General features: G+C 66.1%; 27 protein-coding genes. 17 read left to right on the plus strand and 10 right to left on the minus strand.

Annotated features, from left to right (window positions below; genetic code table 11):
* Positions 1–30 precede the first annotated feature (30 nt).
* Both ligA and ACWCOP_RS05010 read left to right on the plus strand, forming a co-directional pair.
* Positions 31–2136: an NAD-dependent DNA ligase LigA gene (gene ligA, locus ACWCOP_RS05005; RefSeq protein ID WP_478250125.1), complete on the plus strand. Its 2106-nt coding sequence runs from the start codon at positions 31–33 to the stop codon at positions 2134–2136.
* A 69-nt stretch (positions 2137–2205) separates the two neighbouring features.
* On the plus strand, positions 2206–2802 hold the full coding sequence (locus ACWCOP_RS05010) for a 3'-5' exonuclease (RefSeq protein ID WP_478250126.1): 597 nt from the start codon (positions 2206–2208) through the stop codon (positions 2800–2802).
* A 70-nt stretch (positions 2803–2872) separates the two neighbouring features.
* On the opposite strand, the gene purL is transcribed toward ACWCOP_RS05010, so the two are convergent.
* Both purL and purQ read right to left on the minus strand, forming a co-directional pair.
* Positions 2873–5116 carry a phosphoribosylformylglycinamidine synthase subunit PurL gene (gene purL / locus ACWCOP_RS05015; protein ID WP_478250127.1) on the minus strand — a complete coding sequence of 748 codons (2244 nt, stop codon included), beginning with the start codon at positions 5114–5116 and terminating at the stop codon, positions 2873–2875.
* The gene (gene purQ, locus ACWCOP_RS05020) at positions 5113–5781 is read right to left on the minus strand and encodes a phosphoribosylformylglycinamidine synthase subunit PurQ (protein ID WP_478250128.1); all 669 of its coding nucleotides are present in this window, start codon (positions 5779–5781) and stop codon (positions 5113–5115) included. Before purQ ends, purL begins: the two co-directional genes overlap by 4 nt.
* Before the next feature lie 125 nt (positions 5782–5906).
* Here purQ and ACWCOP_RS05025 point away from each other — a divergent pair, with 125 nt between their 5' ends.
* On the plus strand, positions 5907–6104 hold the full coding sequence (locus ACWCOP_RS05025) for a hypothetical protein (protein ID WP_478250129.1): 198 nt from the start codon (positions 5907–5909) through the stop codon (positions 6102–6104).
* Between the two features lie 134 nt (positions 6105–6238).
* On the opposite strand, the gene ACWCOP_RS05030 is transcribed toward ACWCOP_RS05025, so the two are convergent.
* From ACWCOP_RS05030 to ACWCOP_RS05040, 3 genes are all read right to left on the minus strand, one after another.
* Complete coding sequence (locus tag ACWCOP_RS05030; RefSeq protein WP_478250130.1) at positions 6239–6397, minus strand: hypothetical protein; 159 nt, start codon at positions 6395–6397, stop codon at positions 6239–6241.
* Positions 6398–6532: 135 nt separating this feature from the next.
* On the minus strand, positions 6533–8119 hold the full coding sequence (locus ACWCOP_RS05035) for a peptide ABC transporter substrate-binding protein (RefSeq protein WP_478250131.1): 1587 nt from the start codon (positions 8117–8119) through the stop codon (positions 6533–6535).
* A 245-nt stretch (positions 8120–8364) separates the two neighbouring features.
* A complete protein-coding gene (locus tag ACWCOP_RS05040; RefSeq protein ID WP_478250132.1) occupies positions 8365–10041 on the minus strand; it encodes an AbgT family transporter in 1677 nt (558 codons plus the stop codon).
* A 130-nt stretch (positions 10042–10171) separates the two neighbouring features.
* Here ACWCOP_RS05040 and ACWCOP_RS05045 point away from each other — a divergent pair, with 130 nt between their 5' ends.
* On the plus strand, positions 10172–11800 hold the full coding sequence (locus tag ACWCOP_RS05045) for a cisplatin damage response ATP-dependent DNA ligase (protein WP_478250133.1): 1629 nt from the start codon (positions 10172–10174) through the stop codon (positions 11798–11800).
* 100 nt (positions 11801–11900) lie between these two features.
* Positions 11901–12689, plus strand: coding sequence for a mechanosensitive ion channel family protein (locus ACWCOP_RS05050; RefSeq protein ID WP_478250654.1), 789 nt, complete (start codon positions 11901–11903; stop codon positions 12687–12689).
* Positions 12690–12827: 138 nt separating this feature from the next.
* Here ACWCOP_RS05050 and ACWCOP_RS05055 read toward each other — a convergent pair whose 3' ends face one another.
* Positions 12828–13193 (minus strand): hypothetical protein, encoded by a 366-nt coding sequence (locus ACWCOP_RS05055; protein ID WP_478250134.1) that lies wholly within the window; start codon positions 13191–13193, stop codon positions 12828–12830.
* Between the two features lie 226 nt (positions 13194–13419).
* On the opposite strand from ACWCOP_RS05055, the gene ACWCOP_RS05060 reads away from it, so the two are divergent.
* From ACWCOP_RS05060 to ACWCOP_RS05085, 6 genes are all read left to right on the plus strand, one after another.
* A complete protein-coding gene (locus ACWCOP_RS05060; protein ID WP_478250135.1) occupies positions 13420–13728 on the plus strand; it encodes a DUF6460 domain-containing protein in 309 nt (102 codons plus the stop codon).
* Between the two features lie 233 nt (positions 13729–13961).
* On the plus strand, positions 13962–14630 hold the full coding sequence (locus ACWCOP_RS05065) for a hypothetical protein (RefSeq protein WP_478250136.1): 669 nt from the start codon (positions 13962–13964) through the stop codon (positions 14628–14630).
* A 43-nt stretch (positions 14631–14673) separates the two neighbouring features.
* Positions 14674–15195: a PaaI family thioesterase gene (locus ACWCOP_RS05070; RefSeq protein ID WP_478250137.1), complete on the plus strand. Its 522-nt coding sequence runs from the start codon at positions 14674–14676 to the stop codon at positions 15193–15195.
* Complete coding sequence (locus tag ACWCOP_RS05075; RefSeq protein ID WP_478250138.1) at positions 15192–15596, plus strand: PaaI family thioesterase; 405 nt, start codon at positions 15192–15194, stop codon at positions 15594–15596. The genes ACWCOP_RS05070 and ACWCOP_RS05075 overlap by 4 nt, the downstream gene beginning before the upstream one ends.
* An 81-nt stretch (positions 15597–15677) precedes the next feature.
* The gene (locus tag ACWCOP_RS05080) at positions 15678–16208 is read left to right on the plus strand and encodes a response regulator (protein WP_478250139.1); all 531 of its coding nucleotides are present in this window, start codon (positions 15678–15680) and stop codon (positions 16206–16208) included.
* 140 nt (positions 16209–16348) lie between these two features.
* A complete protein-coding gene (locus ACWCOP_RS05085; RefSeq protein ID WP_478250140.1) occupies positions 16349–17029 on the plus strand; it encodes a YqaA family protein in 681 nt (226 codons plus the stop codon).
* Between the two features lie 24 nt (positions 17030–17053).
* Here ACWCOP_RS05085 and ACWCOP_RS05090 read toward each other — a convergent pair whose 3' ends face one another.
* Together ACWCOP_RS05090 and ACWCOP_RS05095 are read right to left on the minus strand one after the other, a co-directional pair.
* A complete protein-coding gene (locus tag ACWCOP_RS05090) occupies positions 17054–18679 on the minus strand; it encodes a glycosyltransferase (protein WP_478250141.1) in 1626 nt (541 codons plus the stop codon).
* A 131-nt stretch (positions 18680–18810) separates the two neighbouring features.
* Positions 18811–19305: a SixA phosphatase family protein gene (locus ACWCOP_RS05095; protein ID WP_478250142.1), complete on the minus strand. Its 495-nt coding sequence runs from the start codon at positions 19303–19305 to the stop codon at positions 18811–18813.
* Between the two features lie 146 nt (positions 19306–19451).
* Here ACWCOP_RS05095 and ACWCOP_RS05100 point away from each other — a divergent pair, with 146 nt between their 5' ends.
* The 3 genes from ACWCOP_RS05100 (at position 19452) to ACWCOP_RS05110 (ending at position 22432) form a co-directional block, all read left to right on the plus strand.
* Entirely contained in the window at positions 19452–20087 is a 636-nt protein-coding gene (locus ACWCOP_RS05100; protein ID WP_478250143.1) for a peroxiredoxin, read from the plus strand.
* Between the two features lie 130 nt (positions 20088–20217).
* Complete coding sequence (locus ACWCOP_RS05105; RefSeq protein WP_478250144.1) at positions 20218–21090, plus strand: enoyl-CoA hydratase-related protein; 873 nt, start codon at positions 20218–20220, stop codon at positions 21088–21090.
* A gap of 79 nt (positions 21091–21169) precedes the next feature.
* Positions 21170–22432 (plus strand): multidrug effflux MFS transporter, encoded by a 1263-nt coding sequence (locus ACWCOP_RS05110; RefSeq protein WP_478250145.1) that lies wholly within the window; start codon positions 21170–21172, stop codon positions 22430–22432.
* A 69-nt stretch (positions 22433–22501) separates the two neighbouring features.
* Here ACWCOP_RS05110 and ACWCOP_RS05115 read toward each other — a convergent pair whose 3' ends face one another.
* Positions 22502–23395, minus strand: coding sequence for a 23S rRNA (adenine(2030)-N(6))-methyltransferase RlmJ (locus ACWCOP_RS05115; protein ID WP_478250146.1), 894 nt, complete (start codon positions 23393–23395; stop codon positions 22502–22504).
* A gap of 133 nt (positions 23396–23528) precedes the next feature.
* On the opposite strand from ACWCOP_RS05115, the gene ACWCOP_RS05120 reads away from it, so the two are divergent.
* The 3 genes from ACWCOP_RS05120 to ACWCOP_RS05130 all read left to right on the plus strand — a co-directional run bounded on the left by ACWCOP_RS05120 (position 23529) and on the right by ACWCOP_RS05130 (position 25852).
* Complete coding sequence (locus tag ACWCOP_RS05120) at positions 23529–24440, plus strand: formate/nitrite transporter family protein (protein ID WP_478250147.1); 912 nt, start codon at positions 23529–23531, stop codon at positions 24438–24440.
* 66 nt (positions 24441–24506) lie between these two features.
* Positions 24507–25232 carry a hypothetical protein gene (locus tag ACWCOP_RS05125; RefSeq protein WP_478250148.1) on the plus strand — a complete coding sequence of 242 codons (726 nt, stop codon included), beginning with the start codon at positions 24507–24509 and terminating at the stop codon, positions 25230–25232.
* Positions 25229–25852, plus strand: a complete 624-nt coding sequence (locus ACWCOP_RS05130) for a hypothetical protein (RefSeq protein WP_478250149.1) — start codon at positions 25229–25231, stop codon at positions 25850–25852. The genes ACWCOP_RS05125 and ACWCOP_RS05130 overlap by 4 nt, the downstream gene beginning before the upstream one ends.
* On the opposite strand, the gene ychF is transcribed toward ACWCOP_RS05130, so the two are convergent.
* Positions 25842–26939 carry a redox-regulated ATPase YchF gene (gene ychF, locus ACWCOP_RS05135; protein WP_478250150.1) on the minus strand — a complete coding sequence of 366 codons (1098 nt, stop codon included), beginning with the start codon at positions 26937–26939 and terminating at the stop codon, positions 25842–25844. The two genes, ACWCOP_RS05130 and ychF, sit on opposite strands and share 11 nt — an antisense overlap.
* Positions 26940–26992 lie beyond the last annotated feature (53 nt).

Genomic DNA, 26992 nt, shown 5'->3' on the forward strand with positions numbered 1-26992 from the left:
GCCGGTGATGACTCGAAAAAAGGCTCGCCCATGTCCGCCGCGATGAAAGACCCGGACCAGCTCACGCAAGCCGACGCCAAAGCCGAGCTGGAACGCCTGGCCAAGGAAATCGCCAAGCACGACCGGGCCTATTACGAGAAGGACAAGCCGGCGATCTCGGACGCGGCCTATGACGCATTGCGCGCGCGCAACACCGCGATCGAAGAGCGCTTCCCAGCCCTCAAGCGCGCCGACAGCCCGTCGGAGCGCGTCGGCGCCAGACCCTCCGACCAGTTTGCCGAAGTGCCCCACGCCGTGCCCATGCTCTCGCTGGGCAACGCGTTTACAGACGAGGACGTCGCTGACTTCGTGGAGCGCATCAAGCGCTTCCTGAACCTATCGGAGACGCCGGTCTTCACCGCCGAGCCCAAGATTGACGGGCTGAGCGCAAACTTGCGCTATGAAAACGGCGAGCTGGTGGTGGGCGCCACGCGCGGCGACGGACGCACGGGCGAAAACGTTACGGCCAATCTCAAGACCATCGCCGACATCCCTCATACCCTGAACGGCGACGCGCCCGCGGTGCTTGAGGTGAGGGGCGAGGTGTATATGAGTCATGCCGATTTCGCCGCGCTGAATGCGGGCCAGGAGGAGTTGGGAAAGCCCGCCTACAAAAACCCACGCAATGCAGCCGCCGGCTCGCTGCGCCAGATCGATCCGGGGATCACCGCCCGGCGGCCCTTGCGGTTTTTCGCCTATGCCTGGGGCGAGTTGTCCGAGCCTCTCTCCGACACCCAGTATGGCGCGGTGGAGCGCCTGGCCCGCTACGGCTTCGCCACCAATGACGACATGGCGCGCTGTACCGGCGTGGACGAACTGATCGCCCATTACCGCGGGCTAGAGGAAAAGCGCGCCGGGCTCGGCTATGACATTGACGGCGTGGTCTACAAGGTTGACCGGCTGGACTGGCAGGAGCGGCTTGGCTTTGTCTCCCGCGCGCCGCGCTGGGCCATCGCCCACAAATTCTCGCCTGAAAAGGCCACCACACTGCTGCACGCCATCGAGATCCAGGTGGGCCGCACCGGCGCGCTCACTCCGGTGGCCAAGCTGGAGCCGGTGACCGTGGGCGGCGTGGTGGTCTCCAACGCCACACTGCACAACGAAGACGAGATCGCCCGCAAGGACGTGCGGGTGGGCGACACGGTGGTGATCCAGCGCGCCGGCGACGTGATCCCGCAAATCGTCGAGGTGCTTAAAGACAAGCGCCCGGCCGGCGCCGGGCCGTACGCGTTTCCCAAAGTCTGCCCGTGCCCGCTACAGACGCCGGCCGAGCGCGAAGTGAATGCGCGCACCGGCGAGGTGTCGGTGGTGCGCCGCTGCACCGGCGAATTCGCCTGCCCCTATCAGCGCAAGGAGCATCTCAAACACTTTGTCGGCCGCAAGGCCTTCGACATCGAAGGCCTCGGCGAAAAGCAGGTGGCGGCGTTCTACGAAGAAGGCGCGGTGACGGAGCCCGCCGACATCTTCACGCTGGAGCGCCGCAACGCCGCCGGCGAGCTGGATCCGCCGCTTCAGACCCGCGAGGGCTGGGGCGAAAAATCGGTGGGGAACCTCTTCGGCTCGATCAATGAGCGAAAGACCATCGCCCTGTCGCGCTTCATCAACGCCCTGGGCGTGCGCCATGTGGGCGAGGAGACCGCCCGGCTTCTGGCGCGCACCTACGGTTCGTGGAGCGAGTTTCGCGCCGCCGCGCAGGCCGCCGCCGATCCCGGCGAGGCGCGCGAGTCGATGCTCGCAATCGACGGGCTCGGCGACACGGCGGTGGACGCGCTGGGCCGGTTCTTCGCCGAAGACCACAACGCCGCCGCCCTGGACCGCCTGCTGGAGCATGTGAGCGTCGAGGACGCCGAGCAGATCGCCGCGCAAAGCCCGGTCTCGGGCAAGACCGTGGTGTTCACTGGCAGCCTGGAAAAATTCACCCGGGACGAAGCCAAGGCGCGGGCGCAATCGCTGGGGGCCAAGGTCTCCGGCTCGGTCTCGGGCAAGACCGATTATCTGGTCGCTGGACCGGGGGCGGGAAGCAAGCTGACGAAGGCCCAGGAGATGGGCGTCCAGACCCTCACCGAGGATGAATGGCTGGCGCTGATCGGCGGGTAGGGTGGTGTGGGGGCTGGCCTTCAGCGCCGGCCCCGTGACAGCCCGCGCGACGCAGCCTAATTTTACCCCATGACCCTGATCGCCATTGATTTTGAAACCGCCAACGAGCAGCGGGCGAGCCCGTGCGCGATCGGCCTGTCCTATATCGAGGACGGGCGCGTGGTGGAGACCGAGGCGTTCCTGATCCGACCGCCCGAGATGCGCTTTTCGCGCTGGAATGTCGCCGTGCACGGCATCATGCCGGACGACGTGGCCGACGCTCCTGAATGGCCCGAGCTGCTGGAGGGGCTGGCGCCCAAACTCAAGGGCGCGACGCTCATCGCCCATAACGCCAGCTTTGACATGAGCGTGCTGCGTCAGACCTGCGCGTGGTACGGGCTGGACTGTGTGGAGGCGGCCTATCTGTGCACGGTGAAGGGCGCGCAGAGCGCCTGGCCCCATGTGGGATCAGCCAAGCTGAACGTGCTGTGCGAGTATTTTGATATCGCGCTGAAGCACCATGACGCCGGCTCTGACGCCGAAGCGTGCGCGCGTCTGGCGATCCTCCTGGCCGAGCACGCCGGAGAAGCCGACTTCCTCACCGCCGCGCCCAAGCTGGGACTATCCGTCGGCGCCCTGACCCGCGACGGCTACGCGCCGTGCTCGCTGAAGCGGGCCCGGGTTTAGCGGCCGGCGCCGATCTCTTTGAAGGAGGCGCCGCGTTTCAGCTTTCAAGGCGGGAGCGGGCGAGGCGGCCCTACTCCGCCGCTACAGCATCGGGTTCGCCGGCCATCATCTTTGGCATCCAGCCCTCATGGGCCTCGCGCAGGGCGTCGAGGCTGACCGCGTGGGCGCCGTTGACCGAAATCTCAGGCCCGCCGGCCAGGCCCGCGATCTGGACCGGCACGCCGGCGGCTTTCGCCTCGGCGCGGATCTGTTCGGCGGCCTCGGCGGTGCAGGCGATGAGATAGCGCGCCTGGTCCTCGCCGAAATACCAGGCGAAGGCCGGCGTCTTGCCGGTGTGGGCGAACTTGATCCCGCATCCGGAGGCCAGCGCCATCTCCGCCGCCGCGCCGGCGAGGCCGCCGTCGGAGAGGTCGTGGACCGCTTTCAGGCGCCCGGCGCGGATCTGGCCGCGCACGAAATCGCCGTTGCGCTTTTCCGCCGCCAGATCGACCGGGGGCGGCGCGCCGTCCTCGCGGTTTTCAAACAGGCGTAGATAGAGCGAGGCCCCAAGGGCGCCGGCGGTGTCGCCGATCACAAGAACCACGTCGCCGGCCTGCATGCAGCCATAGCCGGCGCGCTGTGCGATATCGGGGATGAGCCCCACCGCGCCAACCGCCGGTGTCGGCGGAATCGCGCGGCCCTCGGTCTCGTTATAAAGCGAGACATTGCCCGACACGACGGGGAAGGAGAGGGCCCGGCACGCCTCGGCCATGCCCTCCACGCATCCCACGAACTGGCCCATGATCTCGGGGCGTTCGGGATTGCCGAAATTCAGGCAGTCGGTGATGGCGATGGGATCGGCGCCCGCAGCGGTCAGATTGCGCCAGGCTTCGGCCACCGCCTGCTTGCCGCCCTCGAACGGGTCGGCCAGGCAGTAGCGCGGCGTGCAGTCGGTGGTGATGGCCAGCGCTTTGTTTGTGCCGTGAATGCGCACGATCGCCGCGTCGCACGGGCTTTCCGAGCTGGCGGCGGTGTCGGCCATGACGTGGCGGTCATACTGGCTCCAGATCCACTTCTTGGACGCCATGTCCGGCGAGCCCATGAGCTGGAGCAGAACCTTTCCGAGATCGTCCGGGGCGCGGAGATCCTTGGCCTTGATGCTGGCGCGCGCTTCGGCCGGATAGCTGGGGCGGTCGTATTTCGGGGCGTTCTCGCCGATGGGATCCAGCGGCAGATCGCACACCACCTCGCCCTTGTGGCGAAGCACCAGACGGCCATGCTCGGCGGTCTTGCCGATCACGGCGACGTCGAGATCCCATTTTTTAAAGATGCGCTCGGCCACATGCTCGCGGCCGGGCTTGACGATGATCAGCATGCGCTCCTGGCTCTCGGAGAGCATCATCTCGTAGGCGGTCATGTTGGTTTCGCGCTGGGGCACGTGATCCAGATCAAGCTCGATCCCGAGCCCGCCGGAACTGGCCATCTCAACCGAGGACGAAGTGAGGCCGGCCGCGCCCATGTCCTGGATCGAGCTGATGGCGTCTTCGGCCATGAGCTCCAGGCACGCCTCGATCAGCTTCTTTTCGGTGAAGGGATCGCCCACCTGAACCGTGGGGCGCTTTTCTTCGGAGCCTTCGCCGAACTCCGCCGAGGCCATGGTGGCGCCGTGAATGCCGTCGCGGCCGGTCTTGGCGCCCACATAGAGCACCGGGAAGCCGGGCTCACGCGCCGCCGCCGTGAAGATCTTGTCGGAATCAGCCAGACCCACCGCCATGGCGTTCACCAGGATGTTCTGGTTGTAGCCCTTGTCGAAATTGGTCTCTCCGCCCACCGTGGGCACGCCCACGCAATTGCCGTAACCGCCGATGCCCGCCGATACGCCGGAGACCAGCTGACGGGTCTTGGGATGGTTCGGATCGCCGAAGCGCAGCGCGTTCATCAGCGCGATGGGGCGCGCGCCCATGGTGAACACGTCGCGCAGGATTCCGCCGACGCCGGTCGCCGCGCCCTGATAGGGCTCGATGAAGCTGGGATGGTTGTGGCTCTCCATCTTGAACACGGCCGCCTGACCGTCGCCGATATCGACCACGCCGGCGTTCTCGCCGGGGCCGTAGATCACCCGCTCGCCGGTGGTGGGAAATTTCGCCAGATGCAGGCGCGAGGATTTGTAAGAGCAATGCTCCGACCACATCACCGAGAAGATCCCCAGCTCCACAAGGTTCGGCGCGCGGCCGAGCTCCTTCAGGATGATCTCGTATTCCTGCGCGGTGACGTGCTCGAGAACGATGGTCTCGTCGATGCCGTCGGCGTAGCGGTTTTGCGCAGGATTGGTCATGCGGTCACCGTCCCCAGAATGCTTTCAAACAGCGCCACCCCGTCGGTTCCGCCATGGGTCAGGTCCACGGCGCGTTCTGGGTGGGGCATCATGCCCAGGACATTGCCCCGGGCGTTCATGACGCCGGCGATGTTGCGGGCCGAGCCGTTGGGGTTGTCGACATAGCGAAACACCACCTGGCCTTCGCCCTCGATGCGGTCCAGCGTCTCGTCATCGGCGAAGAAATTGCCGTCATGGTGGGCGATGGGGATGGTCAGGTTCTGGCCGCGTTCATAGCCGCGCGTAAACGCGGTGTCGGCGCTCTCCACCGTCAGTTTCACGCGGTCGCAGATGAAGCGCAGGCCGGAATTGCGCATCAGCGTGCCGGGAAGAAGCCCGGTCTCGGTGAGGATCTGGAAGCCGTTGCAGACGCCCAGGATCGGCGTGCCGGCTTCGGCGCGCTTCACCAGGTCAGCCGTGATCGGCGAGCGGCCGGCGATTGCGCCGGACCGCAGGTAGTCGCCATAGGAAAACCCGCCGGGCACCATGATGAAATCAAGGTCGGCGGGCAGGGCGGACTCCCCGTGCCAGATCATGGCCGGGGCGGTTCCGGTGACGCGCTCGATCGCCATGGCCGCGTCGCGGTCACAGTTCGAGCCGGGATAGACGATAACGGCGGTTTTCATGGGGCTCGCTTTAGCAGGCGCCGAAGGCGTTGGCGAGATGGAAGGCGACCGGATTTCGCAGCGCCCGACACCGCCCGCCGAGCTGTGTCCTTTTCCCCGCCCGGCTGGCCTGATAGCGTCACGCCATGGCTCGTATCATCATACAGCAGCGCGATGGCGGCTGCCTTGGAAGCGGCTGCCTCGGCGTGGTGGCGCTGGCGGGGTGGATAACCGCCGTGGTGCGCGACGCCATGATGCTGAAATGGGTCTGGCTGATCTTTGATATCGCGCTGGCGCCGCTGGGCGCGATTCGCGGGATTCTCATGTGGTTCGGCCTCGCCTGAGGCGAGGTGTCTCCGGGTCTCCCGCGCGTCCGCTCGCTCGTGCGGTCCTTAAGGGGCCGACGGAGGGCCGCCCTTGCAAACCCCGCAGGTTCGACCGCCGTCCGCCTACAAGCCCGAGCGAGCCGCCGCGGCGTCTAACGCTTGCGCGCGAAACCCGAGAGGCCGGAGCGCTCCAGGAACGCATCCACATCGGTGGTACGCGGGCGCGAGCGCACGCCGGCGGTTTCACCGCGGGCGAGTGAGCGAAGACCGGTGGCGCCGGTCAGGCGAAGATGATCGTCGGCATGAAACATGGGATGCGCTTTCAAATGCGGGTCGGTGCAAAGCGCGATATGCGCCCGCCCGCCGGTGCGCGGTAGGACCGGTTTCGCAAGCCCGCCCTGCGTCGCGTGCATAGGCCCATGGACCCGTTGCGTCTGACGCCGTCCCTAGCCGTTCTCCACGCAAAGCCAGCGGCTGGGGATCATCGGAATGGGACCGGTGCGCCAGCCGCGCACGCGCGGCCCCACCAGGGTCTTTCTGCTTTCCACGAACACCGGAATGTCGGCGGCTGACTCCAGTAGAATAGTCTCGGCCTGGCCGAATAGCTGTGTGCGCGCACCCAGGTCGAGGGTTCGAAGCGCCTGGTCGGCCAGGGCGTCGAAGGCCGGATCGCTCCATTTGGAAAAATTGGTGTCGCCCGCCTCGCTCATGAACTGGAGCAGATAGGCGTAGGGGTCGTCGAAATCGCCGACCCAGCCCGATGTGGCCACGACAAAATCGCCCGCCCGCATGGCGTCATAATGCAGCTGGGAATCACGCACGGCGATCTCTACCCGCACCCAGTCCGCGATCAGGCTCCAGTCCTCCTGGATCACCGGCGCCACGCGCGGCCAGCCGGAGGAGGGCGCATAGTGGAAGGTGAACTCCAGGGGATTGTCCGGGCCGTAACCGGCCGCCTCCAGCAGGGCGCGGGCCTGCTCGCGGCGCGCTTCCATAGGCTGATCGGCATAGTCGAGACGGATATTGTCCGCCTGGCCGGTGATCCCGTCGGGCACATAACGAAACAAGGGATCGTCGGCGCCGGAGAGGACTTCATCGGCGATGAAGCGCCGGTCCACCGCCAGGCCCAGCGCCCAGCGCACCCGTACATCGCCGGTGATGTCGCTGCGCGTATTCATGGTGAGGGTGCGGATGGTGAGGCCGGGCGCGATGTCTATCAGGTCTGGGTGGCGCTCGCGCAGCATGGCCAGATTATTGCCGGAAAACTCGGCATTCATGTCCAGCTCGCCATTGCGCACCCGGCGCTCGGCCGCGGCGGTGTCTGTGGTGGGATAGTAATACACCCGGTCCAGGCAGACGGTTTCAGCCTCAAAGAAGAGCGGATTGCGGACCAGCTCGATCAGATTGTTGGACTCCCAGCGCACCAGATTGAACGGGCCGTTGACGACGATGTTTTCCGGCTTGATCCAGTCCTCGCCGTGGCTGTCGATGACATGTCGCGGCGCCGGCTGGCCTGCGATCGCCAGGAGCGAGGGCAGAAACGGCGCCGGATATTCAAGGCGCAGCTCTACCGTGCGCGGATCCAGCGCGGTCGCCCCCAGGGACTCCACCGGCGCGCGGCCGCTTGCGATCTCCTGACCGTTTTCAATGACGAATAGGGTGTCGGGATAAGCGTTGCGCGTCGCCGGATCGAGCGCCCTTCGTAAGCCGGCGACCACATCGCCGGCTGAGATCGCGACACCGTCAGACCATTGCGCCTCGCGCAGGGTGAAGGTCCAGGTGAGGCCGTCTTGCGACACCGTCGCGCTGTCGGCCAGGCTTGGAATGGCGCGGCCGTCCGCGTCGCGCTGATAGAGCCCGACGAACAGGTCCGAGACGATCTGCGTCTCCGGCACGATGTAGGCCACATGGGGATCCAGCGAGAGCGGCTCCATGCGGTTGCCGCGATGAAGCGTGTCGCCCTCATCGGTTTGAGGTCCGCCGCACGCCGCCGCAGCGAGCGTTAGCGCCGCCGCTATCCATGGTCTGATCATTGGTCCCGCCCCCGCAAAGTATGAGGGAGCAGCCTCGGGTCCCGTGGACGGCTTGGCAAGCGTTTCGCCCGATAAACTCGGCGCCTGGATCATCGCCGCCGCCGTTCGGTCTGGAGGACCGCCTAGCTGTCGGAGTCGTGCTGCGTATCGAAAAGCAGGGTGAGGCGGTTTTCGCTTCGCGCAAACATGAAAAGGCCCGCCGCGAACCCTCGCGGCGGGCCTTCACACACTTAAGGTCCCGCCGCTCAGGCGCCGGGGATCGGGAAGCTGACGCTGGCGCCGGGGCCCAGCGGCAGGCCGAAGAACACCCAGAGGATCGTCAGCGAGATCCCGCTGGCCATGAGCCAGAGCGAGTAGGGGACCATGGAGGCCGTCAGCGAGCCGATGCCGAATTCAGGCGCCCAGCGGCGGGCGAAGACCAGCACCAGCGGGAAATACACCATCAAGGGCGTGATGATGTTGGTGCCGCTGTCGCCGACCCGGTAGGCGGCTGTTGCCATTTCCGGGCTGACGCCCAGCAGCATGAGCATGGGCACCAGGATCGGCGCCATCAGCGCCCATTTCGCGCTCGCCGAGCCCACGAAGAGGTTCAGCACGCCCGCAAACAGTACGATGAGACCCAGCACCAGAGGCAAAGGCAGGCCTGAGCTTTCGATGGCGCTGGCGCCGTTCACCGCGAAGATCAGCCCCAGCTGGGACTGGTTGAACATCTGCACAAAGTAGGCCGCGAAGAAGGACAGTACGAGGTAGTAGCCCATGTCCTTCATGGCGCCGGTCATCATGTCGATGATGTCGCGATGGGTCCGAATCGTGCCCGCCGCCTTACCGTAGGCGACGCCGGCGAAGATGAAGAGCAGCATGAAGCCGGCCACCAGCGAGGAGAACATGGGCACCAGGGCAACTGCGATGTTCGCCTCGGGATCCTGCATCACCGCCTCATCAAACAGCGGCGCGTTAGGCACGCCGTCCACAAGCGGGTACATGGAAAAGTTGCCGAAACTGATCAGGTGCACCAAGTCCACCGTGAGGATCACCCACACCGCCATGACCGCCAGCGTCGCCAGGCCCGCATGCGCCAAGCCCTTTTTCTGACCGGGCGTAAGCGGGGCGTTGACGTCCTCGTCGTCCTGCGTGCCCTTGCCGCCGGCCACCGCGCCGCCGGTCCAGGGACCCAGGCGCGGTTCGACGATCCGGTCTGTGACAAACCAGATCACCGGCAGGAAGACGAACGTCATCACCGCGATGAAGTACCAGTTGCCCGCAATGTTCATGGTCCAGGGCACGCCCAGATCGGCGGCCTGCACCGAGGCTTCGGTGATCCCGAACAGAAGCGCGTCCAGCTGGCCGGGCAGAAGGTTGGCGGAGAACCCGCCCGATACACCGGCGAACGCCGCGGTTATGCCGGCTACCGGGTGCCGGCCGGCTGCGGCGAAGATCACCGCAGCAAGCGGGATCAGCACCACATAGGCCGCGTCCGCGGCCAGATTGCCCATCATCGCCGTCAGCGCCACCGCCGGGGTGAGCAGCCGGCTTGGCACGTCGCGCACCGCGGCGCGCATGGCCGTGCCGAACAGGCCCGCGCGCTCGGCGACGCCGGCGCCCAGCATCACCACCAGAACATAGCCCAGCGGGTAGAAGCCGGTGAAAATCCTCGGCATCTCCACCAGCAGGTAGGAAATGACGTCCGGCGACAGGGCCGAGACCGCCTCCACGATGACCGGCGATCCGTCGGGATTGGTCTGGGTTGGGTGGGCCACCGACAGGCCGAAAATCGCTGTGATCGTCGAGATCGCGATCATGAAGAGGATCAGATAGAAGAAGATGAAGGCCGGATCCGGCAGCTTGTTGCCGGCTTTCTCGATGGCGCCCAGAATCCCCTTCTGGTGCTCCACCTTGGCGGCGTCGGGCTTGGCGTCGCTCATGATTTTCCCCTCGCGTGTTTTTCTGAACCCAAGGATTACCCCGGCGCGCCCGGCTCGGAAACCCGGTATGGAAGAGGCGATTCAGGGCGTCGCCTCACACACGGCCCGCCGCGCGCCTATATCGAGGCTCATGGAACGCTTCGCCCGCCTTCTGGACGCCTTGTCCCTGACGCCGCAGCGCAACGCCAAGCTCCGGATTCTGGTGGATCATTTCCGCGAGACGCCGGACCCGGAGCGCGGCCTGGCGCTGGCGGCGATCACCGGCTCGCTGGAGTTTCGCGGCGCCAAGGCGGGCGCCATCCGGGCCATGGCCGCCGAGCGGGTTGATCCGGTCCTGTTTGAATTGAGCTACGACTTTGTCGGCGATCTGGCCGAGACCACGGCGCTGATCTGGCCCACACGCCACGGCGCCAACCGCACGCCGGATCTGGCCGAAGTGATCGAGACGCTGTCTGGCGCCACCCGCGCCGAGGCGCCTGAGCTCATCGCAGCCTGGCTGGATGCGCTGGACGCCAATGGGCGCTGGGCGCTGCTGAAATTGGTCACCGGAGGGTTGCGCGTCGGCGTCTCGGCGCGGCTGGCGAAAACCGCGCTGGCGCAGTTCGGCGCGGTGGACGTCACCGAGATCGAGGAGCTCTGGCACGGCCTCGCCCCGCCCTATGAAGACCTCTTCGCCTGGCTTGAGGGGCGCGCCGGCAAGCCGGTGAGTGCGGCCAAGGCGCCGTTCAGGCCGGTGATGCTCGCCAATCCGGTGGACAGCGCAGACTTTTCAAAGCTTGATCCAGCCGATTTCGCCGCCGAGTGGAAGTGGGATGGCATAAGGATTCAAGCGGTTAGCGAGGGCGGCGTGCGCCGGCTCTACACGCGCACCGGCGATGACATCTCCCATGCTTTCCCTGACGTCATTGCGGCGCTGGCGTTTGAGGGCGCGGTGGACGGCGAGCTTTTGATCCGCGACGGGGAGGGCGGGGTGGCGCCGTTCTCCGAGCTGCAGCAGCGGCTCAATCGCAAAACGGTGTCAAAGAAGATGATGGAACAGCGCCCGGCCTTCATCCGCGCCTATGATCTTCTGGTCGTGGGAGGCGAGGATTTGCGGCGCAAACCGTTCATCGAGCGCCGCGCCCGGCTGGAGGCGTTCATCGACGCGGCGCCGGATCGCCTCGATGTATCGGGCCTCGTGCCCATCGAAAGCTGGGCGGCCCTGGAGGCCCTGCGCGCCGATCCGCCCCACGCCCACGCCGAAGGGGTGATGCTGAAACGCCTCGACAGCGTCTACGTGCCGGGCCGACCCAAAGGGCCATGGTTTAAATGGAAGCGCGATCCGTTCCTGGTGGACGCCGTGCTGATGTACGCCCAGCGCGGCCATGGCAAGCGATCCAGCTTCTATTCAGACTTCACCTTCGGGGTCTGGGTCGACGGCGGGGAGGATGAGGGCGACACGCTGGTGCCGGTGGGAAAGGCCTATTTCGGCTTCACCGACGCGGAGCTGAAGAAGCTCGACAAATTCGTGCGCGACAACACCTTTGAGCGCTTCGGACCGGTGCGTTCGGTGACCGCCACCGCTGACCACGGCCTCGTGCTGGAGATCGCGTTCGAAGGCCTGCAGCGCTCGCCGCGCCACAAGTCGGGCCTGGCCATGCGCTTTCCCCGGGTTCACCGCATCCGCTGGGACAAACCCAGCGCCGAAGCCGACCGGATCGAGACGCTTGAGACGCTTCTGGAAGAACATTTCGACACGCGCGGAACCCGTGGTAAATAGCCCGAATTCATAAAAGCGCATCCAAGGGGCTGACATGACGATCCACCTCCTCGCCGCCGCAGGGCCGTCCATTTCGGTGGAGACCATCACCGGCTATCTCATGACCGTGGGCGTTCAAGCGCTGATTAATGTCGCCATGGCCGCGGTTATCCTGGTCGTCGGCTTCATGATCGCCGGGGCGGCGGGCCGCTCGGTGCGCAAGCTCGCCGAGAAAAACCCGCGCATGGACAAGACGCTGGCCAGCTTCTTCTCCTCGCTGGTGCGCTGGGGGATCATCGCGGTGGTGCTCATCGCCGTGCTCACCCGCTTCGGTGTGGAGACCACCAGCCTTGTGGCGGCTCTGGGCGCCATGACCCTTGCGGTGGGCCTGGCTCTGCAGGGCACGCTGGGCAATGTGGCGGCCGGCGTGATGATCGTGTTTTTCCGGCCCTATTCCATCGGTCAGTACGTGGACATCGCCGGCGTCGCCGGAACGGTGAAGGACATCACCTTGTTCTACACCGAGCTGAACACGCCCGATAACGTCCAGATCATCATTCCCAACGGCCAGGCCTGGGACAATGTGATCACCAACTATTCGGCTTATCCTGAGCGGCGCTGCGACTTTGTGTTTTCGGCCAGCTATGACGACGAGATCGACAAGGTCCAGAAAGTTCTGCGCGCATTGTTCGAGGCCGACGAGCGGGTGCGCAAGGACCCGGCCGTTTTCGTGGAAGTGAAAGCCCACAACGCCTCCAGCGTGGATTATGTGGTGCGCGCCTGGTGCGCCGCCGGGGATTACTGGGCGCTGCATTTCGACATGAACAAGAAGGTGAAGCTGGCGTTTGACGAAAACGGCATCGAGATTCCCTATCCCCACCAGGTGGAGATTCACAAGACCGTCGAATAGGCGGCCGCTGCGCCGTCTTTAGCAAAAAAGGGGCTTGCCGACCGGCAAGCCCCTTATACGTTTGCAGGTACGAGTCTGCTTGCGACCGTGTCATCCTTGCCTTGGGCTTGATGCTCACGGTCGCTGAAGCGCGCAAAATCAGTCGTCGCGCCAGATCGGCATATCCGACACCGCCGTGTCGTCGGCGAGCACCATAAAGCCGCCGTCGAAGGAAAAGGCGCTCAGCGGAATGATTCGGTCCTGCCGACCGTATTCGGCGATCGCGTCTTCAAAATCGACAACCAGGGCTTCCGGCGTATCCCGGTTCGGCCCGACCACTTCCTCCACTTCGCCGATCTTGCGGTTGGTCGCGTCCACAACATCCAGATCGTCGGCCACATCGGCATTGATGGTGAAGCCGGGCAGCGGCGTGCGATCGGCCACTTCATACATTGCGTCCTGCGGATTCTGGGCGAAAGCCGGAGCGGTCAGAAGGCCGGCGAGAACGGCGAAATACAGTCGCATGTGAACTCCTTTCAAGATTTGCTGAATGAACCAACGTTTCCGTGCGACGCCAGGTTCCTGCTGCGCAGTCAGGTCTCGGCACAGAAGGCCCCCAAGGCCGGGCTTGGGTCGGGCCTGTTCTTGCTGACCCGCCGCGGCCGGGTTAGTTATCCGTCACCGAAACGATCGCGGAGCAAGTCCCGCCAGCCGCCCTTTTCGCGCCCCAATCGCCGCACAAGGTCCTCCCATGAGCGATGCGAACCCCAAACCCAAGCGGTCCGGCCTTCTCGGGCGGATTACAGATGTCCGGTTCTCCGATCTGGTGATCCTGTTTTTCCTGTGCGTGCTGGTGGGGCTCCTGCTGGCCTTCTTCAACGTGGACCCGGCTGATCTCTGGGTGGATTTCTTCGCCACGGTTGGCGAAGCGTGGAACAGCTTCTTCGGCGGCTTTTTCGACCTTGTGGGCAACGCGCTGAAATACTTCATCCTGGGCGCCGTGGTGATCGTTCCCATCTGGGCGATCTGGCATATCCTGCGCGCGGTGCTGCGGCGCTAGGTTTCACCATCTGCTAACCACGCGGCGCGGTTTCAGGCGCGCGAGCCGTCTCGCTCGGCTAGTCTCCCGGCCTTAGTGCGGGGGCCTCGATGACGGCGGATGTTGTGTTCTTGAACGGGCGAAAAGTTACAGCGGCGCGCCCTTGGCGGCAGCGGCCGCTCATCGTTTGCGATCCTGTCCGCTTTACCCGCAGGCTCACCGTCGAAATCCTGCGCGCCGCCGGCGCCGAGCGGGTGACAGCCGCCGAGACACCCGAAGCCGCGCGCTGGTTCATCGGGCAGGCCCACGATCCGGTGCTGCTGGCGGACTGGCGCGACGCCGAAGACGAGGCCCCCGGCGGCGGGCCCGACCTGGTGCGCGCAGTGCGCCGCGAGGGCGCAGGAGCGCACACGCCAAGCCTTGTGATCACCGCACGGCGCCAGCTCCTCGACATGGAATATGTGCGCGACTGCGGGACCGATGCGCTGGCTCTGCGTCCTGTTTCGCCCGCAAGGCTGGCCGAGCGCTTGACCGAAATCACCGAGCGGCCGCGTCCCTTCGTCACCACCGCGCGCTTTTCCGGACCGGACCGGCGCGCCGCGCGGCCCCTGCGCGGCGATTACAAGCGCGACCGCGACGTCGCCGACGGCCATGTGAGCGCGGCGGGCGCCGCTCTCAATCAGGCGCGCGCCATCATTTTTGAGAGCCTGCGGCGCAAGGATCCGCTGTCGGCGCGCGTCGGACGATCGCTGGAGCGGTTTTTAGAGGGCCGCGACAGCATTGACGCCGAAGCGCGCGAAATCATCACGCTACATCGCGGCGCGCTGGCCCAGCTGAGCGATCTCAAGCGCGAGGCGCTGGAGATGCGCCTGGATGTGGTGGCGGGTCTGGAACGCATCGTGGCGCGCCGCGCGGCGGCTTAAGCCCACTGGAAATATCGCCGCGCCGCGCCTACAACCCTCGCCCATGAGCGATGATCTTCAAGCCCGCCTGGACCAGCTCGCCCCGCTTCTGGTGGCCGGCAGTCCCCATGCCGTCGATCTCGGCTTCACGCTGGAGGCGATCCGCCCTGGTGAAGCGGTGATGCGCGCGGCCTATCGCGACGACCTGGTGGGCGATCCTGAAACCGGCGTGATGCATGGCGGCGTGGTCACGGCGCTGCTTGATCATGCATCCGGCACGGCGGCCTTCGCCGGGCTGGGCGGGGACAAGGCCACCGCGACGCTGGATCTGCGTCTCGATTACATGCGGCCCGCGACGCCCGGGCTCGACGTCATCGCAGAAGCCCATACCGTGAAGGTCTCCGGCCTCATCGCCTTTGTCAGCGCCGTCGCCCATAACGGCGACGTCGATGATCCCATCGCCACCGCCCACGCCGCCTTCATGGTGACACGGGTGAGCCAGGACGCGGCGGATCGGGCGCGGTCGCAGATCGAGGACGGCCTCACTCCGATTTCGAAGGTGGAGAAGAAAGGCGGTCGGCCATGAGCGAACGGCTGTCTCCCCTCCTGTCCAGCCCGTATGTGAAGCGGCTCGGCGTCCTGTTCGACGAGCATGGCGACGAGTTGACGGGCATCCTGCCCTACGCCGAGGCGCTGGTGGGCAATCCGCTGATCCCCGCGCTCCATGGCGGCGCCATCGGCGCGTTCATGGAGATCACCGCCTCAGCCGGCTTGCTGGCCGCCAGCGATCTCAGCGCGCTGCCCAAGCCCATTGATGTGGCCGTGGACTATCTGCGCCCCGGCCGGCCCAGCGACGTGTACGCCCGCGCGGCCATCACCCGCCAGGGCTCCCGCGTCGCCAATGTGCGCGTCGAGGCCTGGCAGGAACGGCGCTCAGCGCCCATCGCAACGCTGCACGGCCACTTTCTCATCAAGCCGGCGGGATGAGGTTTCGCGCCCCCGTTCAAGCCTTGGTTAACGCTTGCAGGGCAGCATGTTCGCAAGCTCTCGGAGTCGTCCGGATTCGCCATGTCCCAAGGCAGTTTTGAACGCGTACGTGTCCTCATTCTTGAGGACAACGCTCACATGTCCACCATATTGCGGACGATTCTGCAGGGTTTCGGCGTGCGCACGATCGTGGAGACGCGCGACGCCGCAGACGCGTTCGAGATCATGCGCAGCGCCAATCCTGATCTGGCGCTGGTGGATTACATGCTGGGCGATGTGGACGGGCTGGAATTCACCCGCCTGATCCGCACCGCGTCGGACAGCCCGAACAAGTATCTGCCCATCATCATGGTTTCGGGTCACACCGACCGGACACGGATCCTCGAGGCGATCAACGCCGGTGTGAACGAGTATCTGGCCAAGCCGGTGCGCCCGGTGGATCTGTATAACCGGCTGGTGTCGCTGATCGAGCGGCCTCGCCGCTTTGTCAAATCTGCGGGCTATTTCGGTCCCGACCGGCGCCGGCGCCAGGACCCGCGCTTCTCCGGACCGTGGCGGCGCTCCACCGACACGCAGAATCAGGATGAAGGCGACGACGTCGACTTCGGTTGAGCCTCTCCGCGGCGGGCTGAATTCGGCGGCGTCCCGAGGCCCCCAGGCTCGATCGCCTGAACCATGCCGCCCGCTGCACTGCGCTTTGACTGACCCGATCGCCGGGTTTGTTCGTTAGCGCCTTAATGGATCGACCGACGATGAATCCTGAGAGCGGCGAGGAGAGCAGACGGCCCGGCAAGATCACACGCTGGCGCCGCCGCCTCGACGATGCGGCGCGCGGGCGCTGGGCCCTGCCGTTCCTGCTTCTGGGCTCGGTGCTGGAATCCACCGTCTTTCCCTGGCCCATCGAGTTTCCCATGACCGCCTACATGCTGCGCGGCAAACGGGCGGCGGTGGAGGTGATCACCATCGTCACGCTGGGCAGCGTGGTGGGGTGTTTCCTGAGCTATCTGGCGGGCCGGGCGGCGTTTGACGCGCTGGAGGGTTTCATCCTGGCGCGCCCTGCGCTGGAAGCCAATCTGGATCTCGCCCGCCAGCGCATCGAGGATTGGGGACCGCCTGCGGTGGCCTTCGCCATGCTGGCGCCGATCCCGGTGCAGGCGGCCAGTTTCGCGGCCGGACTGGCGGAGATGCCGGCATGGGTTTTCCTGGTCGCGGTCGCGGTGGGCCGCTCGGCGCGCTACTGGGCCATGGGCGCCGTGGTTCTCCTGTTCGGCGATCAGCTCTTGGCGTGGTGGAAGAGCCTGCCCAAAACCTGGCGCGACCTGGGCGTCGCAATCGCCCTTGCGGTGTTCCTCGTCCTCTGCGCCTTCGCGCTTTTCTCGCTGTTCATGCCGGGGGAGGCGGGCGCGGGATCTGGCGGCGGTCAAAGGGGTTAGAAGCGCGAAAGCCGGTTCTGGGGCTCAAGCCCCATCAGGGCGAACAGGTGCGCGAGCAACAGGATAAAGGCGACGCCGGCGAGAATCGCGACCGGCGTCCACGGGACCATGCGCGGACGCAGCGGATCGGAGGGGCGAGCGCCGCGCCGGGCGGCGAAGGCGAACAGGGCGGCGTCCAGCGCCATCAGCGCCAGCGTAATCGGAAGGGACATCGGGCGCCTCGCGTCGAGCCGTTGAGACCCCGTGCCGGGTCTTCACCCACACATAGGGGCGCACTGCAAGCTCGTGCAAGGCGCGGCATGCGGCGGGAAGCTGCAGCAGCCAGTAGGCCGGCATGGCCGCCAGATCGGTGAGGCGCGGCGCGAACCCGGCCCGGCGCGCACCAGCCGCCGCGCAGGCCATCGCCGCCATGTGCGCGGCCAGCCCCGCGCCCAGCGCGGCGAGACCCGCCGGCGACACGGCCTGCACCGGCGCCCAGAGCGCCCCGGCCGCGGTGAGCGCGATCAGGATAAGACCAGCCGGATAACCGACCGCACACACCACGTTCGCCAGAAGGCTGAGCTGCAGGGCGGCCAGCGCGCGCAGCCCGGCCGTCCCGGCCAGCCCGCGTGGATCGCGCATCTGCACCAGCCAGGTGACGGCGTGGCCCTTCAGCCAGCGGCTGCGCTGACCGCTCCAGTCCCTGCGCGTCTCCGGCGCTTCTTCCGCGGTGCCAGGCTCGATCAGCCCGGCGCGCCAGCCCTCGCGCGCGAGGCGGAAGCCCAGATCGGCGTCCTCTGTCACATTGAACGGATCCCAGGCGCCGCACGCCTCCAGCGCCTCGCGCCGAAACACATTGCTGGTCCCTCCCAGCGGCAAAGGCAAGCCCAGCCGATGATAGGCGGGCAGAAGCGCATGGAACTGCGCGGCGTATTCCAGCGCGAACTGGCGCGTCAGCCAGCACCGGTCGCGGTTATACCAGCCCAGCGGCGCCTGCACGACGCCCAGCCCGCCATCGGCGGCGAAGGCTTCGGCGGCGGCGCGCAGCTGATCGGCGCGCGGGGCGTCTTCGGCGTCGTACACGGCGATCATCGACCCTTGAGCGGCCTGCAGCGCATAGTTCAGCGCTCGCGGCTTGGTTCGCGGTCCTGCGGGCGGAACAACAAGCACGTGGGTGCGCACGGTCGCTCGCCGGGCTGCGGCGCGTGCGGCGGTGAGGGTGGCGGTGTCGCCCTCCTCAAGCGCCAGAAGAACCTCCAGCCGGTCGCGTGGATAGTCCAGGCGCGCCAGATGGGTCATCAGGCCGGCCACCACGGCCTCTTCCTTGTAAAGCGCGACGATGACGCTTACCGGCGGCGTCTCGCCGGCGTTGAGGGGGCGGCGCGGCGACCAGCGCGGCGCGAACACCCCCAGAAGCCTAAGCATGCAAAGCGCCGACACGAACATCATGAGGCCGCATAGAAGGATGAATGCGGCGGCGCCCGGCGCGAACAGTGCAAATCCCGCCGCAAAGCTGAAAACCGGCGCCCAGAGCGCTAAGGGCGGGAACAGGGCCCGGCCCGCGCTGGCCTGCGGCCTTTGAGTGAGCAGGGCGAAGGCGGCCGCCTGCGCGCACGGCTCACCTCGCCGTGCACCCGGAGACGCCGAATCTGTGCGTGTGGAGATCGCCATGCCCCGCCTCCCGTCACGGGAAACTTAACCATGCTTTCTCCTGAAAAGCGAATCAGATGTGGAAAACGCGAGGGAAGCGCCCCGTAAAGCCTCGACACGGTCGAGCCGACGCTCCCTTCTGAGGCGAAGTTCTAGGCCTTGGGATCGAAAAGCGCCAGGCGCTTGCTGGCGGTGAGGCGGCCTTCGCCGGGGTTCAGCTCGAAGGCGGCGAACATGCTGGTGGGCCAGCCCTGAGGCAGGCCCGCGGTGTCCTGGGCGGAGACGGCCAGGGAATGGGCGAAGGTGCCGACGCCGGGATTATGAGCCACCAGCACGATGGACTGCGCGCCCTCCGCCAGGGCGGTTTTCACCGCGCGCTCCAGCATTTCCGATGAGGCGTGGTAAAGCGCCATGGGGCTCGTCACCTTGGGATCGCCCACCGAGTGCGCCAGGCCTTGATAGGTTTCGCGGGTGCGCCGTGCCGGACTGACCAGCGCATGGTCGGCGATGAAACCGGCCGCCTTCATCGCCTCGCCTGCGCGCACCGCATCGGCGCGGCCGCGCTCGGTCAGGCCGCGCTCGAAGTCGTCCTCGGCTTCGAGCCGGTCGACGGCTTTGGCGTGGCGCATGACGATCAGGCTGGGCATGGGCGGGCCTCATAGGTGTTGGACGCGGGCGCGTGTTCGGTCACAAGGGGGCGACCGAACCGGAATCGGGGTTGCGCATTCGCCGCTCGAAGCCCAAGTAAAGCTGCGTTCGACGCCCCCCGCAAACCTTATCAGGGAGAAAAATCATGGCGCTTCTGCTCGGCGACGTCGCCCCGGACTTCGAGGCGATGACCACTGACGGCAAGATCAAGTTCCACGACTGGATCGGAGACGACTGGGTGATCTTCTTCTCCCACCCGGCCGACTATACCCCGGTGTGCACCACCGAGCTTGGCTACACCGCAAAGCTGAAAGACGAATTCAAGAAGCGCGGCGCCAAGGCGATCGCCCTGTCGGTGGACCCCATCGCGGACCACCACAGCTGGATCAAGGACATCGAAGAGACCCAGAACGTGACCATGAACTTCCCCATCATCGCCGATGAGGACCGGTCCGTCTCCGCGCTCTATTACATGATCCATCCCAACGCCGACCCGAAGGTCACGGTGCGCGCGGTCTACATCATCGACCCGAACAAGAAGATCCGCGCCACCTTCACCTATCCGCCCAGCGCCGGCCGGAACTTCAACGAGGTGCTCCGCCTGCTGGATTCGCTGCAGCTCACCGACGGCTACAAGGTGGCCACGCCGGTGAACTGGGAAGACGGCGAGGACGTAATCGTGGTGCCGAGCCTGTCGGACGCCGACGCCGACAAGCTCTTCCCCAAGGGCTACAAGAAGATCAAGCCGTACCTGCGCACCACCCCGCAGCCCAACAAGTAAGCGGGTCTTGATCCGATGACATGCGGCCGGTCCCTCACGGGGACCGGCCGTTTTCGTTTACGGGGTTTGCGCGCGCGGCAAGCGGGTTAAACTGCGCGGCGAAAAAGAAAAAAACTACCGGAGGACTCCCATGGCCGAACAGGTGAAGCTCGAGATTTCCGACGGGATCGGCCTTGTGACGCTGAACCGCCCGGACGCCATGAACGCCTTCACCACCGTGATGGGCGAGGAGATCCGCGCCGCCTTTGACGAGACCGACGCCGATCCGTCGGTGAAAGCGGTGGTGGTCACCGGCGCCGGGCGCGCATTCTGCGCCGGGGCGGATCTTTCGCTTGGGGCGGAGACCTTCAATGCGGTCGCCAGCGCCAAATCTGAGGGCAGGCTGGTGGACACTGATCCGCAATGGCGCGATTTCGGCGGGCTTTTAAACCTGCGCATTTTTGATAGCGAAAAGCCGGTGGTGGCGGCCATCAACGGCGCGGCGGTGGGCATCGGCGCCACCATGATCCTGCCCATGGATGGGCGTGTGGCTTTGAAGGGGGCGAAATTCGCCTATCCGTTCACCAGGCGCGGCATCGCCTGGGACGGCTGCGCCAGCTGGTTCCTGCCCCGGATCGTGGGCGTGGAGACGGCGCTGGACTGGGGTCTTTCGGGGCGCACTTTCCTGGCTGAAGAAGCGATGGAGCGCGGCCTCGTTTCCGAGCTGTGCGAGACGCCTGAGGCGGTGCTGGAGCGCGCGATGGAGCGGGCGAGGGCGCTGACATCAAGCGCCGCCCCGGTTTCCGTGGCCATGAACCGGCGCCTGTTATGGCGCATGCTCGGCGCCAGTCATCCCATGGAGGCGCACCGGCTGGAGAGCCGCGCCATCCTCCATCGCGGCATGAGCGCGGATGCGGTGGAGGGCGTGACCAGCTTTCTTGAAAAGCGCGCCCCGGCCTTTCAAGGCTCGGTTCCCGCTGATCTTCCGCCCGGCTGGCCGTTCGACAACGATCCCGACTACTGAGCCGGGCTTCGCTGCGGCCTCGACTTGCACGCCCGCCCGGCCTAGCTGAGACGGCGTTGCGCTTTTTGGATTTAGTTTTTTGCTACACGCGTCTCCAGATCCCAAGCGGCCGACCATAACCACGGTCGAGCTGATCGCCATGGTGGGCGCCCTCATGGGGCTCAACGCCCTGTCCATCGACATCTTCCTGCCGGCGCTGGGCGAGATCGGCGAGGCGCTGGGCGCGCCGGGCAATGACCGCCAGCTCGTGATCACCGCCTATGTGTTCGGCTTCGGCATCGCGCAGCTCGTGTTCGGTCCGCTCACCGACGCGCTGGGCCGGCGCAACGTGCTTTTATGGGCGCTCGGGGCGTATCTGGTCTCCACGGTGATTTGCGTCATGGCGCCCACCATGGGGCTGATGATCGCCGCGCGCGCGCTTCAGGGCGCGGCGGCGGCGGCGACGCGCGTCATCGCCGTTGCGCTGGTGCGCGACCTGGTGTCGGGCCGGCGCATGGCGGAGATCATGAGCTTTGCGATGACGGTGTTCATGGTCGTGCCCATCCTCGCGCCCGGGATCGGCCAGGCCGTGCTGGCGTTCAGCGACTGGCATGCAATCTTCGCCATCCTGTTCGCGCTCGCGGCCGGGCTTGCGGTCTGGATGTTTGTCCGCCTTCCCGAAACCCTGCAGCCGGAGAACCGCATCGGATTCAGCCTCGCTTCGGCGGCGAAGAATTATCTCGCCGCGGCCGGCAACCGGCAGAGCGCAGGCTATATCATCGCCGCCGGTTTCATTTTCGGCGCCCTGTTCGCCTTCATCGCCACGTCCGAGCAGATCATCGCAGAGCTTTACGGGCTTGAAGACTGGTTCGCCGTGGCGTTCGGCGCGGTGGCGCTGGGGCTGGCGGCGGCTAACATCCTCAATGCGCGCATTGTCGGACGCCTGGGCATGCGGCGCATCTCCCACGTGGCGCTCGCCGTCTTCGTGGTCGTCAACGTGGTGCATCTGGGCATCGCGCTCACCGGGCAACCGCCTTTCTGGGTGTATTTTCCGCTTCTGGCGGCGTCGCTCATGCTGTTCGCCATGATGGGCTCGAACTTCTCTTCCCTGGTGATGGAGCCCGCGGGTAAGCGCGCCGGCACGGCCGCGGCGCTCTATGGCGCGGTGACGTCCATGGCCGGCGCGGTGCTCGGCTCGGTCATCGGCCAGCTCTATGACGGCACGGTGGTGCCGCTCATCGCCGGACTTCTGGTGATGGGGTCCGCCTCCTTCGCCGTGGTGATCTGGACCGAGAAGGGGCGGCTGTTTGACGTGGGAGCCGGCCGCGAGGTCGAGCCGGCGGCCGAGACCGAGGCGGGCTAGAGCCTTTTTAAGCGAAGCTGGACCCGTGAGCAGGGCGGTACCGGGCGATCAAGATCGACGAAAATCGTTCTAGAACTCGTCGACGCTCAGACTGTCTTCGGCGATGGCGCCGTCCAGGCGCCAGCCCGCATCCTCGTCCTGGGCCAGCAGATCACACAGCCAGGGCAGGAGCGCCTTGAGGTCCGCCTCAAGCGTGTAGGGCGGGTTGATGATCACCACGCCGGCGCCGGCGAGCTTGCCGTCTCCACCCGGCTCACGGACCCAGAGATCGGCGCGCAGGATTTTCTCCGCGTCAAAGCCCTTTTCCTCGATCAGCCATTCGGCGAACCCGACGTCAAAGCGCTCCGCCGCCCATAAATCCTTCAGCGGGCGCCAGAAGATGTACGTTCCGTCCTGCCATTTATTGATCGCGGCCAGTGCCGCCTCGGCCATGTGAGCCATCTCGTCGCGGTGCTCGAACGGCGGATCGATGAGGATCAGGCCGCGCTTTTCACGCGGCGGCAGAAGCGCCGGCAGGGCGCGATAGCCGTCGCGCATCTCCACCTTCACACGCGCGTCTTTTGCGTAGCGCTGGTCCAGCGTGCGGGAATCCTGCGGGTGAAGCTCGCACAGGGTCATGCGGTCGCTTTCGCGCATCAGCCGTGCGGCGAGCTCCGGCGACCCGGGATAGGCGCTCAAGTCCGCGCCGGTGTTCATCGCTTTCACCGTGTCCAGCAGCGGCGCAAGGATGCGCGCGATCTCCGGCGGCGGAGAGGCGGCGAGCAGGCGCGCGATTCCGCCCTCCCATTCAGGACTGCGCCGCGCCTCGTCGCTGGACAGATCATAGGCGCCGATACCCGCATGGGTGTCGATATAGCGGAACGGCTTGGACTTTTTCTTCAGATGCTCAAGGCACAGGGCGAGAACCGCGTGCTTGAGCAGATCGGCGAAATTGCCCGCGTGGAAAGCGTGTCTGTAGTTCATGGCCGGGACATGTAACGCCGCTTCGCGCCTGCGCCTAGGCCCCGCGCACTGAAGCTTCAGCCCACCCAAGCGGGGAACCAAAGCATGCCGCGTGCGTAAATTATGGCTCCACCCCGATTGTGAAAGGATTCATATGGCGAGCGGACCCGTCTCTCGCGCGAAAGCGGCTGCCGAAACCGAAAGCACCGACCCCAAGGACTCCAGCACTGTCGAGGGCTGGAAAGCCGAGCAGGCGGTGAATGAACGGGTGCGCCCGAGCGCATTGATGGTGTTTGAAATCGTGCGCCGTGAGGGCGCCGAGGAGATGACCCGCCCCGCCGCATCGCTGTTCTGGTCAGGGATCGCAGCCGGCTTCGCGCTGGCGTTCTCGCTGGCCGTGTCCGGCATGATCACCGCCAGTACCGAACCCGGCATGGTGCGTGATCTGATCCGGCCGCTCGGTTATGTCACCGGCTTTGTGATTGTCGTGTTCGGACGCCTGCAGCTGTTCACCGAGAACACGATCGCGGCGATTCTCCCGCTGGCGGCCAACTTCACCCGCTCCAACTTTTACCGAATGGGGCGGCTCTATCTCATTGTGCTGTCGGCGAACCTGATCGGCGCCGCGCTTTCGGCCTGCGTTCTCAGCTTCCTGCCCGTGCTGAAGCCGGAGCATTTCGCCGGCGCGCTGGAGGTGGCCCGCCACGCCATGGAGCCGGGCTTTTTCGAGACCATGGCGCTTGGTGTCCCCGCAGGCTTCCTGGTGGCGGCCATGGTCTGGATGCTGCCGAACGCAAAGAACGGCGAATTCTTCATCGTGGTGACGATCATCTACATTCTCGGCCTCGGCGAGTTCGCCCATGTGATCGTCGGCGCCGTCGAAGTCGGCGTGCTGGCGCTTGCTGGCGAAATGAGTCTGCTGGCCGGTGTGGGCGGCTTCATCGTACCGGCTCTGATCGGCAACATGATCGGCGGCACGGCCCTGTTCGCCATGCTCGCCTACGCTCAGATCCGCGACGAGACTCGTCAGGCCAAGGAGGACGAGGCGAAAGATGATCAGGGCTGAGTGCAATTTGCGTTTCTCCCCTGATGCGCGATAATCCGTGCCTGAGTTCGCGTATTGGGGGCGCGCATGGAACGCGGCATCACACGGCGCTCGATACTTCGAGCGTCAATACTGACGGGAGCGGCGCTATGCGGTTCGGCGCTTTTGGCGGGCGGATGCGCAGGCGGGCTCTACGCCTCGGGGCGTGCGGCGCCAGCGGGGCGCATCCTCGTGATGCCGGTCCATGTCACGCTGGGCGAGCGCCGGTTGGGCGGCGCGTTTCGCCTGCGCCGGGACTGGAGCGAGGCGGTGCGCCGTCCGGTTCTGGACGCCGCAGCTTCGGCGCTGGCCGAGCGCAACCGCATTCCGGTCTTTCTCAACGATCAGTCCGATCTCGACGCCGCCTGGACCCTGGCGCGGCTGCACCGCCCCGTGGCGGAAAGCCTTATGGGGTTTGACCGGCCGCTCACCGGGCGCACGCCGGTCGCCACCCGCGGGCGGCCCGGTCTCGGTCCCGCCGGACAAAATCTCACCACGGCCCATGATGCGCGCACGGGATTGTTCGTCTCGGTGACCGGCGAATACGCCGAAGGCTATCAGCGCGCCGCAGAGATCGTGATCGGCGAGATGTTCGATGTGGCGCTGACCGGGCTTGAGCGGCGCATCGTCCTGTCGCTGGTCAATCTGGAGACGGGCGAAGTGCTGTGGTCGGGAGCGCGCCGCGACCGCTCGATCCGCGATCCCCGCCGCGCCGCCCGCCACGCCCGTGAGCTTGCGCGGCTCGCCAATCTGACTGGAATGGAGCGCTCATGAGGCTCGCCGGCTTCATGGCCCGGGGCGCCAGGCTCGCCGCAATCGTCTTCGCCGCGTCGGCCCTGTGCGGATGTCTGTCAAACGATGCAACCGTCGGGCCGGGCCTGATCGAGACGCCGCGCTTCGCCTTTGAGCTGGATAGGCCCATGACGCTGATCTGGCCCGGCATGGATCCGGAGGTGGCGACCGATCAACTCACCCGCCACGGACCGCTTCTGGACCGGCTCTTCGTGGCGAGCCTTACCGACGGGCGGGGCCTGGTGACGCCGGGTTTCGAAGTGTATCCGCGCTGGTGGGCGAGCACCCCGGCGGACGGCCTGGATGATTTTCTAGCCGCGAGCCTTGCCGCGCTTGGCTATGAAAACGTGCGCGTGACGGCGATGCGCGACCACGCCTTCGGCGACGATCGCGGCGTGCTCTACGCGCTGAAGCTCGAGCGGCCGGGCGGGCTGGAGATTTCAGGCCTGGCGTTGGCGGCGGTGAAGGGCGAGGTGCTCGACCTTCTCCTGTTTGTGGCGCCCAGCGAGCATTATTTCGAGCAGCGCCGCGACGCGACGCACGCCCTGTTCGCCTCGGTGCGCCGGCCCGTCACAGGGCCGGACCGCGAGTCTAGACGTTGAATTTGAACAGCATCACATCGCCGTCCTGCACGATGTATTCCTTGCCTTCCTGGCGCAGCTTGCCCGCATCGCGCGCGCCGGCTTCGCCCTTGTTGGCGACATAGTCGTCAAAGGCGATGGTCTCGGCGCGAATGAAGCCGCGTTCAAAATCGCCATGGATGACGCCGGCGGCTTTCGGCGCGGTCCAGCCCTTGCGGATGGTCCAGGCGCGCGCCTCCTTCGGGCCGGCGGTGAAATAGGTCTGGAGGTCCAGAAGTTGATAGCCGGCATGGATCAGGCGGTTCAGGCCCGGCTCTTCAATGCCCAGCTCTTCAAGATATTCCGCGCGCTCATCTTCCTCCAGCAAGGCCAGCTCGGCCTCGATCTTGGCCGAGATCACGACGCAGGCGGCGCCTTCCTCGGTGGCGCGCGCCTTCACCGCTTCAGAGTAGGCATTGCCGGTGGCGGCGCTGTCCTCGTCCACATTGGCCACGAACATGACCGGCTTGGCGGTCAAAAGCTGAAGCATCCGCCATTCCTTGCGCGAATCCTCGGGCACGGCGGCGTGGCGGGCGGGGCGGCCCTCCTGCAGCTCGGCCAGCGCCAGATCCACCAGGCCGAGCATGGCCTTGGCGTCCTTGTCGCCGGTCTTGGCCTTCTTCTCCAGATTGGCGCGGCGCTTCTCCAGGCTTTCCAGATCGGCGAGCATGAGTTCGGTTTCCACGGTTTCGAAATCGGCCATGGGATCGACCTTGCCGGCCACATGGGTGACGTCGCCGTCTTCAAAACAGCGCAGCACGTACAGCACAGCATCGGTTTCGCGGATATTGGCCAGGAACTGATTGCCCAGGCCCTCGCCCTGGCTGGCGCCCTTCACCAGTCCGGCGATGTCGACGAAGCTCATCCGCGCCGGAATGACATTGGCTGACTTGGCGATTTCGGCCAGAGCCTGCAGGCGCGGCTCGGGCACCGCGACCTCGCCCACATTGGGCTCGATGGTGCAGAAGGGATAGTTGGCCGCCTGGGCCGCCGCGGTCTGGGTGACGGCGTTGAACAGGGTGGACTTGCCCACATTTGGAAGTCCGACGATGCCGCATTTGAAACCCATGAAATATCCTTTCGCGCCGCGGCGCCCGCTTGGTTCAGCCCCGCGCGTATAGG

Source organism: Apolloniradiicaulis salifontis (genome assembly GCF_053756655.1).

Excerpts from the sequence above, each read along its gene's own strand:
- ligA (WP_478250125.1), top strand. The coding sequence starts at position 31 with ATGTCCGCCGCGATGAAAGACCCGGACCAGCTCACGCAAGCCGACGCC.
- ACWCOP_RS05010 (WP_478250126.1), top strand. The coding sequence starts at position 2,206 with ATGACCCTGATCGCCATTGATTTTGAAACCGCCAACGAGCAGCGGGCG.
- purL (WP_478250127.1), bottom strand. The coding sequence starts at position 5,116 with ATGACCAATCCTGCGCAAAACCGCTACGCCGACGGCATCGACGAGACC.
- purQ (WP_478250128.1), bottom strand. The coding sequence starts at position 5,781 with ATGAAAACCGCCGTTATCGTCTATCCCGGCTCGAACTGTGACCGCGAC.
- ACWCOP_RS05025 (WP_478250129.1), top strand. The coding sequence starts at position 5,907 with ATGGCTCGTATCATCATACAGCAGCGCGATGGCGGCTGCCTTGGAAGC.
- ACWCOP_RS05030 (WP_478250130.1), bottom strand. The coding sequence starts at position 6,397 with ATGTTTCATGCCGACGATCATCTTCGCCTGACCGGCGCCACCGGTCTT.
- ACWCOP_RS05035 (WP_478250131.1), bottom strand. The coding sequence starts at position 8,119 with ATGATCAGACCATGGATAGCGGCGGCGCTAACGCTCGCTGCGGCGGCG.
- ACWCOP_RS05040 (WP_478250132.1), bottom strand. The coding sequence starts at position 10,041 with ATGAGCGACGCCAAGCCCGACGCCGCCAAGGTGGAGCACCAGAAGGGG.
- ACWCOP_RS05045 (WP_478250133.1), top strand. The coding sequence starts at position 10,172 with ATGGAACGCTTCGCCCGCCTTCTGGACGCCTTGTCCCTGACGCCGCAG.
- ACWCOP_RS05050 (WP_478250654.1), top strand. The coding sequence starts at position 11,901 with ATGACCGTGGGCGTTCAAGCGCTGATTAATGTCGCCATGGCCGCGGTT.
- ACWCOP_RS05055 (WP_478250134.1), bottom strand. The coding sequence starts at position 13,193 with ATGCGACTGTATTTCGCCGTTCTCGCCGGCCTTCTGACCGCTCCGGCT.
- ACWCOP_RS05060 (WP_478250135.1), top strand. The coding sequence starts at position 13,420 with ATGAGCGATGCGAACCCCAAACCCAAGCGGTCCGGCCTTCTCGGGCGG.
- ACWCOP_RS05070 (WP_478250137.1), top strand. The coding sequence starts at position 14,674 with ATGAGCGATGATCTTCAAGCCCGCCTGGACCAGCTCGCCCCGCTTCTG.
- ACWCOP_RS05075 (WP_478250138.1), top strand. The coding sequence starts at position 15,192 with ATGAGCGAACGGCTGTCTCCCCTCCTGTCCAGCCCGTATGTGAAGCGG.
- ACWCOP_RS05080 (WP_478250139.1), top strand. The coding sequence starts at position 15,678 with ATGTCCCAAGGCAGTTTTGAACGCGTACGTGTCCTCATTCTTGAGGAC.
- ACWCOP_RS05085 (WP_478250140.1), top strand. The coding sequence starts at position 16,349 with ATGAATCCTGAGAGCGGCGAGGAGAGCAGACGGCCCGGCAAGATCACA.
- ACWCOP_RS05090 (WP_478250141.1), bottom strand. The coding sequence starts at position 18,679 with ATGGCGATCTCCACACGCACAGATTCGGCGTCTCCGGGTGCACGGCGA.
- ACWCOP_RS05095 (WP_478250142.1), bottom strand. The coding sequence starts at position 19,305 with ATGCCCAGCCTGATCGTCATGCGCCACGCCAAAGCCGTCGACCGGCTC.
- ACWCOP_RS05100 (WP_478250143.1), top strand. The coding sequence starts at position 19,452 with ATGGCGCTTCTGCTCGGCGACGTCGCCCCGGACTTCGAGGCGATGACC.
- ACWCOP_RS05105 (WP_478250144.1), top strand. The coding sequence starts at position 20,218 with ATGGCCGAACAGGTGAAGCTCGAGATTTCCGACGGGATCGGCCTTGTG.
- ACWCOP_RS05115 (WP_478250146.1), bottom strand. The coding sequence starts at position 23,395 with ATGAACTACAGACACGCTTTCCACGCGGGCAATTTCGCCGATCTGCTC.
- ACWCOP_RS05120 (WP_478250147.1), top strand. The coding sequence starts at position 23,529 with ATGGCGAGCGGACCCGTCTCTCGCGCGAAAGCGGCTGCCGAAACCGAA.
- ACWCOP_RS05125 (WP_478250148.1), top strand. The coding sequence starts at position 24,507 with ATGGAACGCGGCATCACACGGCGCTCGATACTTCGAGCGTCAATACTG.
- ACWCOP_RS05130 (WP_478250149.1), top strand. The coding sequence starts at position 25,229 with ATGAGGCTCGCCGGCTTCATGGCCCGGGGCGCCAGGCTCGCCGCAATC.
- ychF (WP_478250150.1), bottom strand. The coding sequence starts at position 26,939 with ATGGGTTTCAAATGCGGCATCGTCGGACTTCCAAATGTGGGCAAGTCC.